The sequence below is a fragment of the Massilibacillus massiliensis genome (assembly GCF_900086705.1).
In the GTDB taxonomy this organism is placed as follows: Bacteria; Bacillota; Negativicutes; order FLKF01; family FLKF01; genus Massilibacillus; species Massilibacillus massiliensis.
The window spans coordinates 646,248-665,254 of sequence record NZ_LT575483.1; the positions used below are offsets into that span (position 1 = coordinate 646,248).

Genomic DNA, 19,007 nt, shown 5'->3' on the forward strand with positions numbered 1-19,007 from the left:
TTAATTTAGTTCTTACCTGCAATTGCATCTTTTACATGTTGCACATAAATCTTTTGTATTGCTTTATTTTCACCTAAACCATGAACATAAGTATCTACTTGATATCCTTCTGCTTTCAATAAATTTTTCCAAGAATCATCTTCATCGCCAGCCATATCATTATTTGCATGATCACCGGCAACAAGCATCAATGGCATCAACAATACTGATTTTACAGATTTTTTCGCTGCTAAACGAGCAACTACATCTTCAAAATTTGGATGATCAGTTTCCTCTACAACACCAATCGTTACAGGCATTTTCGCTGCATCAAATTCATTTTGCAATGCTTGATAAGCTGGATTGTGTTGATGTGGAGATCCATGCCCCATAAATACGATCTCTTGTCCTTTTTGAACCTTTGGAAGTTGTGTTTTCAACGCTTTCACAGCAATTGCGAAATCATCTACTTTCCCATCTGTTCCATCATTCATAAGAACAGGTCTGCCAATTTTAATACTTTGGAAAGAATTCTCATAAGTCTTCACTGGAGCAATGACTTTTTTATCGTATTCTTCTCCTGGCGTAAGATGTGTTGACTGTATTACAACCTCAGTATATCCTTCCGCTTTCAGCTTGTCCAATGCTTGTTCCAAAGTATCTGCATAAATGCCGCGGTCGGCTAATCTTTTCATTACAATTCTTGATGTGAATGCACGACGCACTTCATAGTCTGGAAAAGCCGCCTTAATTTCGTTTTCAACGCTTTCGATACACGCTTTTCTCGCGTCATCAAAAGTTGTTCCAAAACTTACAACTACAATTGCTTTTTTAGCGGCACTTGCACTTGCCACCGAGTGATGTGTTGCCAATACTGCTGAAACTGTAAAAGCAACGACTAACAAAGTACATAAAAACTGCTTCATAAAGATTCCTCCTAGATATTTTAATTAAGTAATACATATAAAAAAATAAGCCTTTTCTGCATAGCAAAAAAGGCTTATTTAGATATCATAAATTTATATCTATTAATCCCCTTCCCATCGCTCGCAGGTCCAACGGTGATTTCTTGACAGGCAGTTCTCCTGGCTCTAGATCATCGCTACTCCAAACCTTCCCAAAAGTAAAACTTTCAGTGGTATATTCTTGGATTCGCTCCCTATTACAGTGGCGGGACCGCATCGGCATTCAACCGATTTCCCTATTAAGCCCTTACCGGGCACCCATCTCAATGCTATTATTTTTTCATATTATGAAATAAAGTATATTTATTACAAAGGTTATGTTACCACTTTTATTTTTACTTGTCAATTGACAAATTCATTCTCTTTAAAATGCAATAAAATTATAAACTCATGGATAAACCACTTCAATTAAATCCCGCACGGCATAGACAACATACTGTGAAGTACAGTATGTGTATTTATCCTCCACTTGAATTAATTGTTTGTTTTTAACCGCTTTAACCGTAGAAAATGCAGGATCATCGATTACTTCCTGCTTAAAGTTTTCAATACCCTTTCCTTCATAATCCCAAGTAGGAATCATAATAAAATCGGGATTCACAGCAACCAGCTGCTCTTTCGCTAACACATCATTTTTTTCTAAACCGGCAATCGCAGCGCCATTGACTACACCGGCATATTTATAAATATCATCCAGCATACTCCCCTTCCCGCCATAACACCCCATAAAGGATAATGCCATAACAACCTTGCGTTCATGCTCTGAAATTTTATTTGCCTTTTCTTGTACTTTTGACAACACGGCATTCATTTCTTCTACAACAGATTTACTGCGTTCCTCTTCGCCAACTAATTCGCCGAATTTCATAACTAAAGTTTTGACCTCTGCAATCGTCGCCGGCGTCTTATAAACGTATACCTGCAGCCCAACCTCTCGTAAACTCTCGATGAGCTCGGTTGGCAGCCAATCTGAAGCAATCACGAGATCCGGCCTGCATGCGAAAACACCTTCCACACTCTTACTGCTTAATACAGGTATATCCTGCGCCTGGACCGCAATATTAGAGATTCCATAATCTGCTGCACGTGAGGAACAGGCCGCCAGACGCTTATCATCCACTAATGATAATAAAATTTCATCACTGCATAACGTAAGTGATACAATTCGCTGCGGTTTTGCTTCCAATTTTATCTTTATGCCTTGACTATCAACAGCTTCATAACCATCATTCTCATGAATTGTCGCATCCTGAAAGTTACATCCATGAAAGAAAATACTGCAAAGGATGATTATACTCCATACAATACGGCGCTTTATCATTTGTACTCCTCACTTTATTGCATTTTGCTGTATTTCAAGTTTACGCTGCCAATCTTCAGCATCTTTTTGCATAAATTCATGCACCAAAAATTCTGGTTGAATATACGAAATAAGTTTCTTCACTTGCGGTGTTGAAAAAGGCAAATGTTCATCAATTTTAAGGATATGCTCCATAATCTCACCACTTGTCCGATTTGTATCTATCTTATTCTGCATACAACTTGCAACATATGTACCGGATAAAGAATAGTGCAAATGCAGCCCCTTAATAAAGGTGCGATATTCCCCTAAATTCTCCACGCACTGCAGCACATAGTCGATGGCCTCATCTTGATTTTTTAACCGCTGGTTGGTATTCATTAAATGTCCCGTGTCTAGCATAATCCCAACATGCTCGTGCTGTACCTGTGTAAGCAATTTTTCCACCAAACGCTTATTCACTAAAGTCAAACCCGGCCACCAGAGATTTTCAAACAACAGCGTTGTATTTTGGGGAATCTGGTTGACCAATGCATTTACCAATTCAATCGTAGCATCAATCACCTCTTCACTGCTTGCGTGAAACTTCCAACTAAAAACTTCATCCAATCTTGCATGACTCACGTGAAACACAAAATATTTTGCTTGCGTTTGACTGGCAATTTTAAGATTTTGGGCATAAAGTTTTAACCAATCACTTCTGTTAACCCCGCCATAGCATTCAATAATCGCCCGCCTGCTGCCAAGCTGTTTCTCAACACTTTTTAAATCACCGCGCCAAAACTCCAGCCAATAATGCCAAAAATTTAAATGCACCCCCTGTATGAACCTTTTTTCATGCAATGACTGATCCCAAGGTTCACAAAACATCATTTCAATTCCATCCAAATGATGCTTTGTCAAAAATTTTTCTAGATTTTCTTTTTTATTATAGATAAGCCGTTCCGTATCCATACGATAATTTGATAAATTCACAAGTTCTAACATATATATCATCTCACTCTAGACGACGCTATTGATTTCTAAGGTTAAAGGTCACTTTTGCTTTTTTGCGAGCTGCTACCTTCACTCCATTCGCATCACGCGCCGGTGTGTATTCCCATTTTTTAACGCAATCAATTGCTGCTTTTTCCATCGCAGCAGAACAATCAGATTTTAAAATTTCTACATTGATAATTGCCCCATCCGGCAAAACCGTAAACTCCAGCCAAACAACGCCCTCCCTATTTGCTCGTCTATCTCGTTCCGGGTAAACGGGCTCTACTGACGCATTTAATGTTGCTGAACGACTTTGATCTCCCTTTGGGCCGTCACTCTCATGATCCCCGAACTCGTGATCAGCACTGCCATTAATTAAGCCTGCTTCTTCTCTTCCATCACCAAAACCGGCTATTGCAATATCACCACGTATCCCCGCAGCAGCTCCAAATGCTGCTTTTGCATCTCCTACTGTGCCTTGGTGCGCAGATTGCTTTCGGTTATTCTGTAAATGCTGCCGACTAACTTGTTCAGCCTTATATTCAGTATTGTCCAAGTTAGTCTGAGCATCTGAAGTTTCTAATTCTTCCTTATCTCGAACTATAATAATCTCTGTGTATTCTTCTGTCTTAAGCATCACTGGTGTAAAATGCAAATAAAGAAAGCCAAAGCATATGGAAACTCCATGCACAAAAAGCGAAATAAAAATTGCTTTTTTCCAGCGCATACACTCTTCCATCGTTATCGTTCCTTTCGTTCTGTTGCAATGGCAATTTTGCTGATTCCCGCTGATTTTAATTCATCCAATGCAGCCACTACTTCGCCATATTCTGTTTTCTTATCAGCTTTTAGCACAAATATACTTTCTTTATTTTTACGCAATTCACTTTTTGCCATCTGACCAAGTACTGCAAAAACGATTTCTTCATTTTCAAATAAGATATTTCCATTCGGCAGTACAGTGACAGAAATACTATGGTCTGTTTGTGCCTTTTGTGCTGAAGCATAAGGAAGCTGCATCGGAACAAGATTTTGCTCAATCCGATAAAGCGTACTCATCATAAAGAATACCAACAAGAAAAATATAATATCAATCATCGGAATAATCATTAATTTAGGACTGCGTTCTGATCGTAAATTACGTAGTTTCATGATTTTTTCTCCTGCTTCATATGCGAAACAAACAACAAACATACCTCTTCTAAATTGGTAATAACACGATCTAATCTATGATTGAAATAGCTGTAAAAAACCATTGCCATAACAGCCACACATAAACCCGATGCTGTCGCGACCAACGCTTCTCCTACACCGCCGGTAATTTCCAAGGGTTGTCCATTTTTAACATGCATTACACTAAATGAGCCAATCATCCCAATCACAGTACCTAACAATCCCAATAATGGCGCAATGGTAACAATCATATCCAAATGATTGAGATTTTCTCTAAGTTTCGCAGCAGCTAAAGAAGCTTCTCCCTCCAGCACACTTTCCACATTCCCTGTTTTTCCCACAAAGCAATCAATGCCACGCCAAGCAACACGGGCGACAATTCCACGCTCCTCTTCGCACAGAGTTTTAGCATTCTCCCATTGATTTGCTTCTATAAACAATGTAAGTTTCTCTATAAACTGTTTTGGATTATTTTTAATATTTTTATAATACAGATACCGCTCAACACCAATACATAGAACAATACATGAACACAATAAAATCAAATACATGACCGGTCCACCCGCTCTAAACATATGGAATCCTTCCATTAACCATTCCACAGAATATCCCCCGATTCTAAAAAAATTTTGCTTTCATTACAATAATAAAAAAAATTCTCAAAGCTTCTACTTTCCTATTCTTTGGATAAACGATAGCATCGCTTCATTCGATTGCAATTCCAAATTGTTTAAGAAAAGTATTGCTTTTTTCTACACGCACTTTTTTTCTTTGCAATAAACTTTCATAAAGCCTGCTTGCCTTTTGCTGTGTAAAATCACGCGTGTCGATAGGCGTATCTTCAATTACAATCAAATTTCTTGAAAAGAACGCCAGCTCTAAATTAAAATAATTTTCTTCCGTATACGTATCATTGGTCAATATAACCCAATCGGCATTTTCAACGAACCGTTGCACGGCAAGCTTTTGCTCTGCATTGATTTGTTGATAGTTCGGTACGATCATGCGATGCACCGCAAAAGCCTCTGCAACCGCTGCATCGATATCGTTTTTTTCTAAAATCCCAATACTAATATCAAATCCCCATTTATAAAGTGCACGAATCATCTCACCACTTGAACCATTTCCACCAATGATGTGAACTTTTTTCTGCTGTATCAAAGGTAAACGATTTCCCAATGTATGAATATCCAAAATTCCTGTTATCGGATTCTTATATACAACAGCATCTAATTGAAATGCTTGTTTTAAATTTTCTTTTGTAATAACCTTCTCAGGTCTGCCATCCTCTATGATTTTCCCATCTGCCAGCAATACTAATCTTGAACAAAATTTTGCTGCCAACCTAATATCATGAACCACAATCAAAATGGTCTTTCCTTCTTTACAAAGTTTTTGACAATAGCGAAAAATTTCTTCTTGATATGCTAAATCCAAACTAGCAGTCGGTTCATCTAAATAAAGCAACGGTGTTTCCTGTGCAAGCACTTTTGCCAGCAAAACGCGTTGACATTCTCCCCCCGATAACTGATTGACCTTTTTTGCTGCCAAGTCTTCTACACCAGTAAATCGCATATAATTACGTGCAATTTCATAATCTGACTTCCCCTCATTTTGCCACCATGACAAATAGGGATAGCGACCCGCTAAAACAACCTTTAAAACGGAGAACCCAAAATCCAAATTAACATCTTGTTGCATATAAGCAATCTTACGCGCAATTTCTTTGTCATCAAATTGTGCCATTTCTTTACCAAAAATTTTCACTGAACCAGAAATATTCTTATTCAATCCTCGCAAAGCTTTTAAAAAAGTGCTTTTCCCCGCACCATTTGGCCCTATGATACCAATGAACTCACCTTCTCTTGCCTGCAAATTTAAATCGTCTAAAATTTGTTGTTGACCAATTGTGACGGATACATGCTCCGCAGCCAAAACAAAACACTCTTCCATCTAGAACAAACCTCCTTTTTGCAGACGACGCAATAAGTATAAAAAATAAGGTGCGCCAATCAAAGCAGTCATAATGCCGACGCGGACTTCTGCTGGTGGAAGAATAAATCTTCCTACAGTATCACAAGCAACTAAAAAAATCCCGCCTGCGAGCGCAGAGGCAGGCAATAAAGTACGATGTTCTGGTCCTAAAAGAAGACGCATCACGTGCGGCACAATAAGACCGACAAATCCAATATTCCCGCTGATACAAACTGCAGCCGCCGTTGTTAACGTGGCCAAGGCGAGCAAAAACAATCGAAGTTTTGCAACCGACATACCTACGGAATACGCTTCCTCTTCACCCAAAACTAAAATATTCAGCTGTCTAGCTAAAATACACAAAATACTTACACCCGCTAAAATTGGAATGCACCCCATGGCAACATGCTCCCATCGACGATAATCCAATCCGCCCACTGTCCAAAATAAAAACTCACGTAATTTGTATTCACTAATAAAAGTTAAAATACCAGACGTCAACGCACCTAAAAAAATGCTGATTGCAACCCCTGCTAATAGTAAAGTCATGACTGAAATTTTATTTTGCCGCATAGCTAAGGAAACGGTAACGGTAACCGCGAAAGCTGCGCCAAGCAATGCAAATAACGGCATGTAAAACATACTTAAAGTAGAGAATCCAGTTGCAATAGCAAGAACAGCACCGAGTCCGGCTCCACTCGATACACCAAGAATTCCCGGATCGGCAAGGGGATTACCAAATACCCCTTGCATAACGGCACCGGCTACAGCAAATGCGGCACCAACTAAGATGCCAACAAGAGTACGCGGCATGCGAATATGCCAAATTACGGCTGTTTGCTCCTGCGTAATAGAGATATGTTCGAAACCCGGTATATGCAATTGTTGCGCTATAATAGCCAATACGGTTTGAACCGGAATGTCAATTTGACCATAAGCCAATGAAACGAATATTACATAAAAAAATAAAAGAACCAGTAGTACAAAAATACGCACATGATTTAACCCTTTTGGCATACCCTAACATCCTTTTTAACTAAGACTTTCTGATGCAAACCGCATCTGTGAATTGTAACCCCATTTGATATATAAAACTAAAACGCATATTTCACCCCGACTTGGAAACTCCGCCCTGCCATTGGATACGCACCAACCGGATCATTTCCGGTTAATTCGTAGGCTCGATTTGTAATATTATTCATTTTTAAATAAGCTGTCATCATCTGATTCATTTTATAATTAACATTTGCATCCCAAATCCAATAGTTTGCTGTGTAATACTTGCTGCTGCGGCCTGTTCCGGCACTTCCGGTTAACATATTACTCCATTTTTCATCATGATAAGAAATACCAAAACGGTAACCATTTGGTCTGCTATTTTTTTCATCCCATTGATATGCATCATCTCCAATTTTGGTTTCTGTCTTAATATACGAATACCCAGCATCAAGTTTCCAATTTTCATTGATTTGATGATTTACAGATAATTCAATTCCTTTTTTTGTTTGGCGATTGGCGTTCTGTGGCATTGTGATATAAGTCATATCGTTATACACCCACCCTATAGCATTTTTAATTTCACTTTTAAAAACACTTGCATTAAATGATGTCTGTTCATTTAATTTCGTATGGAATCCAACTGTAGTTTTATCCCCAGTTTCAGGTTTCAAATTTGGATTGCCATACATAAAATAGGAGGGATCATACCAATATAAATCATCGGCATTTGGTGCATTAAAAATCTGTCCCCAGGAAATATAAAAACTGGAAATATTATTTACTTTATAATTCAAAGCGGCCTTCGATGTAGTCTTTCCGCCAAATTTACTATGATCATCATATCGTACGCCAGACACCAAAGACACTTTATCACTGATTCGCATTGTATCTTGAAAATAAAAAGCTTTATTTTCAAGTTTTTTATTCTCGTAATTCCCACCATGTACAGCACCGTTATCAATCTTTGTTTCTCGCCATTCTGCGCCTGTTACAATCGTATTGTTTACATCTGCCTGCCATCCTTCCTGCCATTCAATTCCCTTCATTTTATTCGCATACTTGGAATATCCACCGCTACCATCTACATCGTCAAATCCTTGTGTCGTATAATTGCTGTAATACCGAATATGGCTTGGCAGATCAGTATCTTCTTTATAGTTGTAAGTAAACGCCCAATTGTTCACCAATTTATCCATGCGATCATGTAAATAATGATTGGACAAACCGCCATAACCTCTATATCCCGGTGCTTGGTTCCATTGCCCCGACTCATCTGTCATATGTTCAAACTGCAGTGTCAAAGAGGTGCCTTGATCAAGTATCTTATCTAAACGAAAAGTCGCATTTTCTTTTGAGTAATCACTATTATCCATTTTTTCAGTTGCATTATTCTTATAATTCTTGTACTTCATATAGTCTTGATTTTGTTTTCCCGCAGAGACAAACCAACTCCAATCATGATCACTTCCTTGTGTAGTCAAATCCACTTTATGCGTATTCCATGAACCTGCACTCACATCAAGCGTAGATGAAATCCCCGACTGACCTTTTTTGGTAATAATATTGATCACGCCACCTACAGCATCTGAACCATATAGTACAGACCCTGCCCCTTTTACAACTTCAATTCTTTCAATATTCTGCATGCCGGCAATTGTTTTTAAATCAATACCGGCCCTACCGGTTGCAGCACCCTTGTCCAAATTTACTCGCCGACCGTCAACCATAACAACGACACGATCATCTCCATCGATTCGTACGATATCCTGTCTTGTCATTGAGGCCTCCGTTATTACAACCCCATCCACTTGCCGTAAGGCTTCGGCCACATCACCATAATGACGATCAGCGATTTCTTTCGCCGTAATCACAGTTACATTTGCGGCAGTTTCCGATAATTGGGTCGGAATTCTATTGGCAGTGACCACTACCGTGTCAAATTCTTCTTCCTCTTGCACATTTGCATTCGCCTGCCCAATATAAGACGTACTCAATAACAATGCAGTACAAATCATCGTGCGCAATATATATCTTCGTTTACATCCTTTATACATAATCGACACCTCCAACCCGAGTACAATATAATGTAAAATCAAAGTTACGAAAAACACTCCGGATATACTGTTTTGGCAAACTCCCTTACACTTTCCGCTGCATATTGTGAAACACAATATCGATAACGATCTGAAATATAAAGCAACCGATTGTATTGAACCGCTTTGACCTCTTTATACGCAGGATCAAGACGAATTTCTTCTCGATAACTGTTTGCACTTTGTTTCTTTGTATTCCAAGTCGGCAACAAAAAAATATCCGGATTAATTCTAACGACCTGCTCTTTTGCCAGTATTTCACCTTTTTCAAGACCAGCTTCTCCTGCACCATTGATCACTTTTGCCTTTACACATATATCATTGAACAATGATGCCCTGCGACCAAACGCCCCAGAAAAAGAAAAAGCAATGATCGTCTTTTTCTTCTCCGCTGTAATTTGCGATAATCTTACATTGACTTCAGTTAATATTTTTTCCATATGAGAAACAATTGCTTGTCCCTTCTCGAATTCACCAACAACTTCGGCAATATCCAAAACTCTTTGTTTGGTCTCTTCTAACGTAGACGGTGTTCTAGATATATAAACGGGTATTCCCATCCCACGTAATGTTTCGGCAACATCGGCTGAAATAGCATCTGACATAAGTACAAGATCTGGTTGTAAAGCAATAATTGCCTCAACATTTCCTTTATCCGTTAATTTTTTCTCCACTTTTCGCGCTTTATCCGCAATAGAAGAAATCCCCTCATCTTCTGCCAGATAAGATAATGCAGCAATTCGTTCAGGCTGAACTAAATCGACTAAAATTTCATCTGTACCTAAATTAAGAGATACAATGCGCTGCGGTTTTTCCGGAGCCTGTATAACATTACCTAAAGTATCCGTGATTTCGTGTAATTGTACCCTCGAATGTATTGTCTCGAAACTTTTACAGCTACTAAAAATCATCATCATAAAAACAAGACCTAAAATTAAACTATTCCTATGCATCTAAACTCCATATTTTCCTCATCCAAATTATTTTTAATACAAAAAGCTAAAAGTGATTGCCCGAAGGCAATCACTCCAGACTGTCAGCAAAATTAAACATTTACGTTAATAAATTAGAAAACAACTACATCGTCCTACCCTAAAACTAGTACGAAAACAGGCGTCTGACTCGCTGCCTATGAATCTTTGTACGATCTCACGTATTTACTTTTGGGCGTTATCAAAGGCAGCTATAAGTTTTTGCATCGCAATTGTAGCGGACATTTTGCCCTCCGACACGGCAGTTTCAATCGCGTTTCTATTTTTCTTTACCTTTTCGTTTTGATAAAACATCGTATGCAAGTGTTCCTCAACCATAGAATATACCCAATCCAGCGTTTGCGCTTTTCTTCTGGATTCAAATATCCCACTTTTCCCAACCACATCTTTAAATCGCTGCATCACTTGCCAAATCTCCGCAATGCCTAAACCAGTTAAGGCAGAACAAGTATGTGCCTTCGTCTGCCAGCCATCCGTCGCCGGTCTTAAATAACGAAGAATACGTTCATAATCCACTTTAACCATTTCAGCTTTTTGCTTATTATCACCATCTGCTTTATTAATTAATATCGCATCGGCAATTTCCATAACGCCTTTTTTCATCCCTTGCAGTTCATCACCTGCACCAGTCAACACAACCAATAGAAAAAAGTCTACCATAGATCTCACTGTGATTTCACTCTGACCAACGCCGACTGTTTCTACTAAAATCACATCATAGCCCGCTGCTTCACAAAGCAGTAAAGTTTCCCTGCTTTTTCGCGTAACCCCCCCTAGAGTTCCACTAGAAGGAGACGGTCTAATAAAAGCATTTTTCTCCCGAGAAAGTTTTTCCATTCTAGTCTTATCGCCAAGGATGCTTCCCTTTGTAATACTACTGCTCGGATCTACCGCCAGTACAGCAACTTTATGACCATGTTGACACAAAGTACAGCCTAATGCTTCTATGAAGGTACTCTTTCCGGCACCAGGAACACCGGTAATCCCAATACGAATTGACTTCCCCGTATGAGGCAAAACGCTTTGTAAGACATCCTGTGCCAGATTCATATGCATAAGGGAGTTACTCTCAATGAGCGTAATCGCCCTTGATAAAACCATTCGATCACTTTTCAATATACCTTCTACATATTCATCAACGGTAAGTTTATTGCGCTTTACTACAGTTGCAGCCTGCCTAACCTTTGTTGTAGCGAAGCGTGCCATACCATCATGACCACCGTCTACGCCTTGCATGACACGGCATGCAAACTCTGCACCCGCATCTTCAGGCGTCCAATCAGGTTTATAATTTTGATCACTCATTTTCCCAGTTGAGACGCACTTTCAATTCTTCTAAAACTTTTCCCGCTGCAATGGGAATGATTGTGCCCGGCCCGAAAATCGCTGAAGCACCATGCTCTCGTAAAAAATCGTAGTCTTGCGCTGGTATTACACCACCAATTACAACCATAATATCTTCCCGTCCACGCTTTGCCAACTCTTCCACCAATTGCGGCAACAAAGTTTTATGTCCGGCTGCAAGTGAACTCATACCAACTACATGTACATCATTATCTACTGCATCTTGCGCCGTTTCTTCTGGCGTTTGAAAAAGCGGTCCAATATCAACATCAAATCCTAAATCGGCAAACGCGGTAGCAATTACTTTTGCACCACGATCGTGTCCGTCTTGCCCCATTTTAGCAATCATAATTCTCGGACGTCGTCCTTCGTGCTCTTCAAATTCGTCCGTCATTTGACGTACACGACGAATTTCATCTTCATTTGCGAATTCACTGCTATATACCCCTGAAATAGAACGAATTACCGCTTTATGACGACCGGAAACTTTTTCTACTGCATCCGATATTTCCCCAAGACTTGCTCTCGCTCTCGCCGCTTTTACTGCTAAGTCGAGTAAATTCCCATTACCCGTCTCAACAGAATTTGTAATCGCCTCCAAACAAGATAAGACTTGATCTTGATCACGATTGGCACGAAGTTTTTCTAAACGTCTAATTTGCGCCTGACGAACAGCAACATTATCGACATCTAAAATATCTAGTGGATCTTCTTTATCCAAACGAAATTTATTCACACCAACAATCATTTCATTTCCTGAATCAATGTGCGCCTGTCGACGTGCAGCAGCTTCTTCAATTCTCATCTTAGGCAAACCTGTTTCAATTGCTTTTGCCATACCGCCCAGTTTCTCAACTTCCTGGATATGCGCCCAAGCACTTTTTACCAATTCTTGTGTGAGAGCTTCCACATAATAAGACCCGCCCCAAGGATCTACGACTTTGCAGATTTTTGTTTCGTCCTGTAAGTACAGCTGTGTATTACGGGCAATGCGGGCCGAAAAATCGGTTGGCAAAGCAATCGCTTCATCTAAAGCATTCGTATGCAGAGATTGCGTATGCCCAAGTGCAGCTGCCATAGCCTCAATACAAGTTCTAACAATATTATTAAATGGATCTTGTTCGGTAAGACTCCATCCAGAAGTCTGTGAATGCGTGCGTAATGCCATTGATTTTTTATTCTTTGGATTAAATTGCTTAATAATTTTTGCCCACAATAAACGGCCTGCTCGCATCTTCGCAACTTCCATAAAATAATTTTTTCCCATTGCCCAGAAGAAAGACAGCCTTGGTGCGAATGCATCGACATTGAGTCCCGCATTCACCCCTGTTCTGATATACTCAAGGCCATCGGCGAGTGTATAGCCAAGTTCTATATCCGCAGTTGCTCCGGCTTCCTGCATGTGGTATCCAGAAATACTGATACTATTAAATTTAGGCATAAATTGCGATGTGTAAGCAAAAATGTCGCCAATAATCCGCATTGAAGCAGCCGGTGGATAAATATACGTATTGCGCACCATGAACTCTTTTAAAATATCATTTTGAATCGTACCTGCAAGAACTTCTTGTTTTACCCCTTGTTCTTCAGCCGCTACGATATAAAAAGCTAAAACAGGTAAAACAGCGCCGTTCATTGTCATCGATACCGACATCTTATCCAGTGGAATTCCTGAAAATAAAATTTCCATATCCAAAATAGAATCAACTGCCACCCCTGCTTTACCAACATCCCCAACAACCCGTGGATGATCGGAATCATAGCCGCGATGTGTCGCAAGGTCAAAGGCTATCGAAAGTCCTTTTTGCCCTGCTGCTAAATTGCGGCGATAAAATGCATTACTTTCCTCTGCTGTGGAGAATCCGGCGTATTGACGTACTGTCCAAGGACGAGTTACATACATACTTGGATATGGTCCACGTAAAAATGGCGGAACCCCAGCCATATAATGCAAATGCTGCATACCTTCTAAATCTTGTTTCGTATATAATGGCTTTACATCGATTTGCTCCATGGTTCTTTGGTAAAGCTCTGTAAAGCTCTTACCTGTCTCAGACTCTAAGCGCGCTTTCCATTCTTCAAAACTCTCAGCTTGCGCTTTTGTTTTAAATTCAAGCTTTGTGAAATCCGGTTTGAAGTACATTATTTTATACCTCCTCTTTGCTGCAGCCAAGTCAAAATATCCAGGCAATTTGCTCTTACATGAATAAATTCTTCTATACCAGCTTCACGATAAGCTTCCTCATGCTCTGGCGCAGGTGCACCAGCCAGCATCATAATCATTTCAGGTTTTTTTAGTTTTATTTGCCTTGCAAGCGCTGGCACAATTTCGGGATACGTAATATCGGTAGAACAAATAATTGCAACATATGCCCCCGACTTTATTGCAGCCTCAGCAGCTTCTTCAACCGTTTCAAATCCATCATTCTTTAATACTTCAAATCCACCGACCTCGAAAAACCCTGTACTGAAATCAGCTCTTGGTTTATGCTGCGGGATTGGTCCCATATTGGCCAAAAATATTTTTAACTTTTCTCCTTTTTCCGTTTCATATTGTTTGGCTTTATGACGAAGTGATTCAAATTGTTCAGTAAAACGATGTTTTTCAATGATTGTATCGATTTTTTCTATTTTACCTTCTTGTCTTAGCGCTTCTGTAACCTCACCTAACGTCGCACCAGCGGCAAAGGAGGAAACAATTTCATCCAGTACCGTTCCATACTGATTGTTGAATCCTTTTTTTATCGCAGACAATTTTTCATCACGATAAATCGTATCAACATCTGCGACAAAATCTTGCACTTGTTTCTCTCGCAGTTTCTGAAGCTCTGGCTCATCCAATGGATGCTTTTCCAATTCTTCTTCCAGCATATTGGCATACATATTAACGCCAACAGCTCTGTCTGCTCGTCTCGCTAAGTTTTTAAATCGCTGCTTTAATACATCGGCAACTGCATTTTGCACAATTCCTTTTCTTAAGGCAGAAACCATACCGCCTTCTTCTTCTACGCTTTGCAAGACTTTCCATGCCTTTTGCGCGATTTGCTGCGTTAATGTTTCTATATACCATGATCCACCCGCAGGATCTATCGGCTGCCTTAAATTACATTCGTTCTGTAAAATCACTTGCGTATTCCGAGCAATTCGACGAGAAAATTCATCCCCAAAACGAATGACTTCATCAAACTCACCCACTTGCAAGCTGTCTACACCACCAACAACACCAGAAAAAGCCTCCGTTGTAGTACGCAGCATATTCACATAAGGATCGTAAATAGACTTGTTGAATTTACCTGTTCGTGCATGAATCACCATTTTCTGAGCTTCTTTATCCCCACCAAAATTTTCTATAACCTGCGACCATAACATCCTCGCCGCTCTAAATTTTGCAATCTCCATAAAAAAATTAGAGCCAATAGAAAAGCTGAACTGCATATGTTTCGCAATCGTCTGAATGTCAATACTCCTCAATTGCATAGCACGGATATATTCAATCGCCGTAGAAAGCACATAACCAAGTTCTTGCACGGCACTTGCTCCACCATCATTGTAGATCTCACCTTGCACTAAGATATTTCTCAACTTTGGCATATTTTCTTCAGTCCAAACAATGGTATGCGCCATTTCATTATATAAATCATGTACGGAAGTAGGTAACTGACCGTCTTGTGCTAAAGTACCGATTGGGTCAGCTCCGACAACCCCATGAATTTTTTCAATCGCATCAGAGTTTGCCCTGCAAGTTGCACTCATCATGCCGATTAACATTGTACTAGAAGCACCAGCATGCATATAGAGTTCATATTTTCCCAAATCAACATCCTGAAAAATATGATACATATCTTGTATTGTACTTAAAGATACGCCGCCTTTTTGGATATCATCAAAATCTTGCTCTACATTTTTCCCTTGTTTCGTCTTCTCATCAAGCGCAATATTAATAGAGGTGGCCCCTTTTTCTAGTTGGTGCCGAATCGATTCATTCAGTTTTTCTGGCAGCACTTCATTATTTGCTTGCGCAATCAACCACGATTTATGAATGTAGCCTCCCGCCCGGATACCGCGCATATAATTTTCAGCTCCAGGTAAATTAGATAATGCATTTGGATCCGGAGCCATTTCCATCGTATAAATAGGTTCAAGCGTAATTCCTTCGTAGGTTTTTGTAAACAATTTCTTTTCAAAACTAGCACCTTTTAAGCTGGTGATTGTTTCTTGTTTCCATTCTTCATAAGTAGGCACATTGAATTCCTCAAAGGTCACTTGCAGCGGCTCTGCTTGTTTCATTTCAGCTTCTTCAGTTTGTTTCATTTTTCACGATCCTTTCCATAGTTAAGAATAAAATTTAATTTTACCTTCAAACTTGCATCGCAAAATAAAAAAGCCACTCCTGCATACACAGAATGGCTTTTATAAAATCAACAAGTACCAATAAAAAATCTCGGCAAAAAAATAAATGCCGAGAAGAGAGTAGTTAACGCTACTTGTAATCCCCTTCCCATCGCTCGCAGGTCTAACGGTGATTGTTAAACAGGCAGTTCTCCTGGCTCTAGTTCATCGCTCCTCCAAACCTTCTCAAAACAATCGTTTCAATGGTATATTCTTGGATTTGCTCCCTATTACAGTGGCGGGACCGCGTTGGCTTTTAACCAAACTTCCCTATTAAGTCCATAAGGACACCTATTTCCAACAGTATTAAATTTTATAGTTAAACATTATTATTTCATAATTCAAGATTATACTAGCACTTTTCAAGTACCTTGTCAAATTTTATTGCGACCTTATACAAAACAAAAATGATCCATAAAATACTACATTACGCAAACAAATTGCAACAAATGGTGATACGAATGATAAACAATATCTAAGCTCGTATCACCGCTAAACAGACATTACACTAAATTGAATATCTTAATATTTATATTGATAAGTTAACATGTAATTGATCGGAGTTGTGTAGTAATAAGAGCTGGTATGGCTTACATTATCCTGACGATCCAATATATTGTTTACACTGAGTGTTACCTCTTGCTGCTCATTTGCCGCATAACGCAAATTAAAATTGGTCAACAGATATGGTTTGGTTTCAAATGAATGAGCATCACTTGGAGACATAACTCTTTCTGACAAGTAGCTGGCATTTAAATTAGCAGCCCATTTATCTTTGTGATATCCTACACCACCATTAAGCTGTAATTTACCGAACGTTCTGTCCCAATATTCTTTTGTTCCAACTTTACTGGATTTTGACCTTGATTTTGGATTTCCGTAAGTGAGCCCATACTGATAAGACCAGCCATTTTCTTCTTCAATTTCACAATTGATCTCAATTCCGGTATTTTTCAAATCTTCGTTTATCGCATAAAAAACTGTATCACCAGCTGACTTTCCTTTACTATATGTAATGTTATCTTTTATATGATACTCAAATAATGCCACTTTCCATTTATGTGCATCGCTATTTTTCTTCCAACCGATTTCATAATGCGTTCCTTTTTGTGGTCTTAATTGATCGTCACCTATAACATTATAAGAACCGGCAGCATACATTTGTTTAAATGTCGGCATTTTAAAAGATTGACCAATACTAGCATACACACTTTCATCTGGTTTTAGTTTATGGAGCCATTGCCCCTGCCCGCTAAAATTATCGTAATTTTTATCTTCGCCATCTTCGCCTCGCGGTGCCGCTGTCGTCCAAGTTTCTCTCGCACTTAAAATCAAGGTATCTTTATCGTTCAGCATGTTCTCCCATTGTGTATAAACAGAATAGTTATTTCGTTGGTATTTATCTGATGTGGACAAATCTTCGCGGAAAGATTCGTTTTGATATGTCGTGCCTAAAAGAATCTTTCCTTGCTTTAGCTCCCAAGATTTTTGTACATCGTACCCATACGTACGATTTTTTTCCTCTTTATCGTAGGATTCCGGCGTAGCTTTTTTCTTGCCAGAGCTGGCATAATAATCGATCCCTGTTGAATGCAGATTATTTTCATTATAATAAATATTACCACTGACATCTGCGTCATTTTTGAAATTAATCTGTACAAAATCTTTTACCATCTTATGCTTTCGATCATATTGCGCATTTCCTGCGGCATCATAACCAGCGCCGAATTGATATTGAAATCTTTCTATAGACGCATTGTGATTTATATGAAGGTCTACCTGATCATTAAATTTATAGTTTAAGAAAACATTATTTTTCTCCGATCCCTTGAAAGAATTATTTTTTTCTTTCATCTCTGAAACAGAACTGGATATCTTATCAACATTACCCCATTTTTCATAAGTGTAACCTAATCCTAAATTACCTTCTTGTACAGTAAATGCGTTCGTTTGCTGCCCATAGCTCCCGAACCCTGTTTTCACTGTATTTTGCAATTCTTTTTTTGTAATAATGTTGATAACACCTCCAGTTGCTTCGCTGCCATATAAAATTGAACCGCCGCCACGGACAAATTCAATACGTGCAACATTTTCAACCGGGATATCTTCTAAATTATATAAACCTCGCAAATTTAACGGTGTTCCATTTACCAGTACCAATGTTCCACCATCAACGCCACGAATATGTACCTTTGCTGTCATATTGCCTAGCGATGCACCACCGGGTCCCATTGATTGATACGTAATCCCAGTTGCAAATTGTAAAGCTTGCTGTACATTACTTGCACCTGTATTTCTGAGATCTTTTTCCGAAAGGATTTCTGTTGTTGCCGCTATATCTACATCACGTTTTTCATATTTTTGTGCTGTTACTATAACTTCATCAAAGCCTTCTTCTTCAATCTTTTTTTCATCTGCATACACGATTTCTGAAGCCATCATAGTGGATACAGTTAAGGCCATCATATTTGCTAGTATTTTTTTTCTGTTTGCTCTCATCTATTCCTCTTCTCCTATCATATAAAATTCTTCTTTCAGCACGCACACAAAACATAATGCATGTTAGGCTAAATAAAATCTCTATCAGTTCTTCTTAAAAGGCAAAGAAGCAAATAACAGAAGATTTATTTAGTGCCTGTCCTAACATGCAAAATGAAATATAAAATCTTTTAAAAGATTTTATTCAACTTTTTACTTAAATGAATAGCCTTGGACCTGAGGGGCAACTCAGCCCAAGGCTATATTTATCATAACAGTTCATACAACTGTTACTTTAAAAAGAATGTTCCTATAAATATAGGAACAACGTTACGAAAAACGT

14 protein-coding genes and 2 riboswitches are annotated in these 19,007 nt (G+C 39.0%); all 14 genes read right to left on the bottom strand.

The features are described 5' to 3' along the window. Positions 1-5 precede the first annotated feature (5 nt). Positions 6-905: a sirohydrochlorin cobaltochelatase gene (locus BN6559_RS03470; protein ID WP_110953449.1), complete on the bottom strand. Its 900-nt coding sequence runs from the start codon at positions 903-905 to the stop codon at positions 6-8. 132 nt (positions 906-1,037) lie between these two features. Continuing rightward, a riboswitch (cobalamin riboswitch) is annotated at positions 1,038-1,221 on the bottom strand. A 111-nt stretch (positions 1,222-1,332) separates the two neighbouring features. Next, on the bottom strand, positions 1,333-2,265 hold the full coding sequence (locus BN6559_RS03475; RefSeq protein WP_110953450.1) for an ABC transporter substrate-binding protein: 933 nt from the start codon (positions 2,263-2,265) through the stop codon (positions 1,333-1,335). A gap of 9 nt (positions 2,266-2,274) precedes the next feature. Further along, on the bottom strand, positions 2,275-3,231 hold the full coding sequence (locus BN6559_RS03480; protein WP_110953451.1) for a TIM barrel protein: 957 nt from the start codon (positions 3,229-3,231) through the stop codon (positions 2,275-2,277). A 25-nt stretch (positions 3,232-3,256) separates the two neighbouring features. Next, entirely contained in the window at positions 3,257-3,961 is a 705-nt protein-coding gene (locus BN6559_RS03485; protein ID WP_110953452.1) for an energy transducer TonB, read from the bottom strand. Between the two features lie 2 nt (positions 3,962-3,963). Next, positions 3,964-4,374, bottom strand: a complete 411-nt coding sequence (locus tag BN6559_RS03490) for an ExbD/TolR family protein (RefSeq protein ID WP_110953453.1) — start codon at positions 4,372-4,374, stop codon at positions 3,964-3,966. Continuing rightward, positions 4,371-4,997, bottom strand: coding sequence for a MotA/TolQ/ExbB proton channel family protein (locus BN6559_RS03495; RefSeq protein WP_199883718.1), 627 nt, complete (start codon positions 4,995-4,997; stop codon positions 4,371-4,373). The genes BN6559_RS03490 and BN6559_RS03495 overlap by 4 nt, the downstream gene beginning before the upstream one ends. A 103-nt stretch (positions 4,998-5,100) precedes the next feature. After that, positions 5,101-6,348: an ABC transporter ATP-binding protein gene (locus tag BN6559_RS03500; RefSeq protein WP_110953454.1), complete on the bottom strand. Its 1,248-nt coding sequence runs from the start codon at positions 6,346-6,348 to the stop codon at positions 5,101-5,103. Further along, complete coding sequence (locus BN6559_RS03505) at positions 6,349-7,386, bottom strand: FecCD family ABC transporter permease (RefSeq protein ID WP_110953455.1); 1,038 nt, start codon at positions 7,384-7,386, stop codon at positions 6,349-6,351. A 77-nt stretch (positions 7,387-7,463) separates the two neighbouring features. Beyond that, the gene (locus BN6559_RS03510) at positions 7,464-9,422 is read right to left on the bottom strand and encodes a TonB-dependent receptor plug domain-containing protein (protein WP_110953456.1); all 1,959 of its coding nucleotides are present in this window, start codon (positions 9,420-9,422) and stop codon (positions 7,464-7,466) included. Between the two features lie 44 nt (positions 9,423-9,466). Further along, on the bottom strand, positions 9,467-10,414 hold the full coding sequence (locus BN6559_RS03515) for an ABC transporter substrate-binding protein (protein ID WP_110953457.1): 948 nt from the start codon (positions 10,412-10,414) through the stop codon (positions 9,467-9,469). A gap of 204 nt (positions 10,415-10,618) precedes the next feature. Then, on the bottom strand, positions 10,619-11,758 hold the full coding sequence (gene meaB / locus BN6559_RS03520) for a methylmalonyl Co-A mutase-associated GTPase MeaB (RefSeq protein WP_110953458.1): 1,140 nt from the start codon (positions 11,756-11,758) through the stop codon (positions 10,619-10,621). Continuing rightward, positions 11,751-13,940 carry a methylmalonyl-CoA mutase gene (gene scpA, locus BN6559_RS03525; protein ID WP_110953459.1) on the bottom strand — a complete coding sequence of 730 codons (2,190 nt, stop codon included), beginning with the start codon at positions 13,938-13,940 and terminating at the stop codon, positions 11,751-11,753. Before scpA ends, meaB begins: the two co-directional genes overlap by 8 nt. Beyond that, positions 13,940-16,108 carry a methylmalonyl-CoA mutase family protein gene (locus tag BN6559_RS03530; protein ID WP_110953460.1) on the bottom strand — a complete coding sequence of 723 codons (2,169 nt, stop codon included), beginning with the start codon at positions 16,106-16,108 and terminating at the stop codon, positions 13,940-13,942. Before BN6559_RS03530 ends, scpA begins: the two co-directional genes overlap by 1 nt. Before the next feature lie 205 nt (positions 16,109-16,313). After that, a riboswitch (cobalamin riboswitch) is annotated at positions 16,314-16,496 on the bottom strand. A gap of 212 nt (positions 16,497-16,708) precedes the next feature. Then, entirely contained in the window at positions 16,709-18,685 is a 1,977-nt protein-coding gene (locus BN6559_RS03535; protein WP_110953461.1) for a TonB-dependent receptor plug domain-containing protein, read from the bottom strand. Between the last annotated feature and the right edge of the window lie 322 nt (positions 18,686-19,007).

Coding starts and splice junctions, on each gene's coding strand:
- BN6559_RS03470 (WP_110953449.1), bottom strand. CDS start 905: ATGAAGCAGTTTTTATGTACTTTGTTAGTCGTTGCTTTTACAGTTTCA.
- BN6559_RS03475 (WP_110953450.1), bottom strand. CDS start 2,265: ATGATAAAGCGCCGTATTGTATGGAGTATAATCATCCTTTGCAGTATT.
- BN6559_RS03480 (WP_110953451.1), bottom strand. CDS start 3,231: ATGTTAGAACTTGTGAATTTATCAAATTATCGTATGGATACGGAACGG.
- BN6559_RS03485 (WP_110953452.1), bottom strand. CDS start 3,961: ATGGAAGAGTGTATGCGCTGGAAAAAAGCAATTTTTATTTCGCTTTTT.
- BN6559_RS03490 (WP_110953453.1), bottom strand. CDS start 4,374: ATGAAACTACGTAATTTACGATCAGAACGCAGTCCTAAATTAATGATT.
- BN6559_RS03500 (WP_110953454.1), bottom strand. CDS start 6,348: ATGGAAGAGTGTTTTGTTTTGGCTGCGGAGCATGTATCCGTCACAATT.
- BN6559_RS03505 (WP_110953455.1), bottom strand. CDS start 7,386: ATGCCAAAAGGGTTAAATCATGTGCGTATTTTTGTACTACTGGTTCTT.
- BN6559_RS03510 (WP_110953456.1), bottom strand. CDS start 9,422: ATGTATAAAGGATGTAAACGAAGATATATATTGCGCACGATGATTTGT.
- BN6559_RS03515 (WP_110953457.1), bottom strand. CDS start 10,414: ATGCATAGGAATAGTTTAATTTTAGGTCTTGTTTTTATGATGATGATT.
- meaB (WP_110953458.1), bottom strand. CDS start 11,758: ATGAGTGATCAAAATTATAAACCTGATTGGACGCCTGAAGATGCGGGT.
- scpA (WP_110953459.1), bottom strand. CDS start 13,940: ATGTACTTCAAACCGGATTTCACAAAGCTTGAATTTAAAACAAAAGCG.
- BN6559_RS03530 (WP_110953460.1), bottom strand. CDS start 16,108: ATGAAACAAACTGAAGAAGCTGAAATGAAACAAGCAGAGCCGCTGCAA.
- BN6559_RS03535 (WP_110953461.1), bottom strand. CDS start 18,685: ATGAGAGCAAACAGAAAAAAAATACTAGCAAATATGATGGCCTTAACT.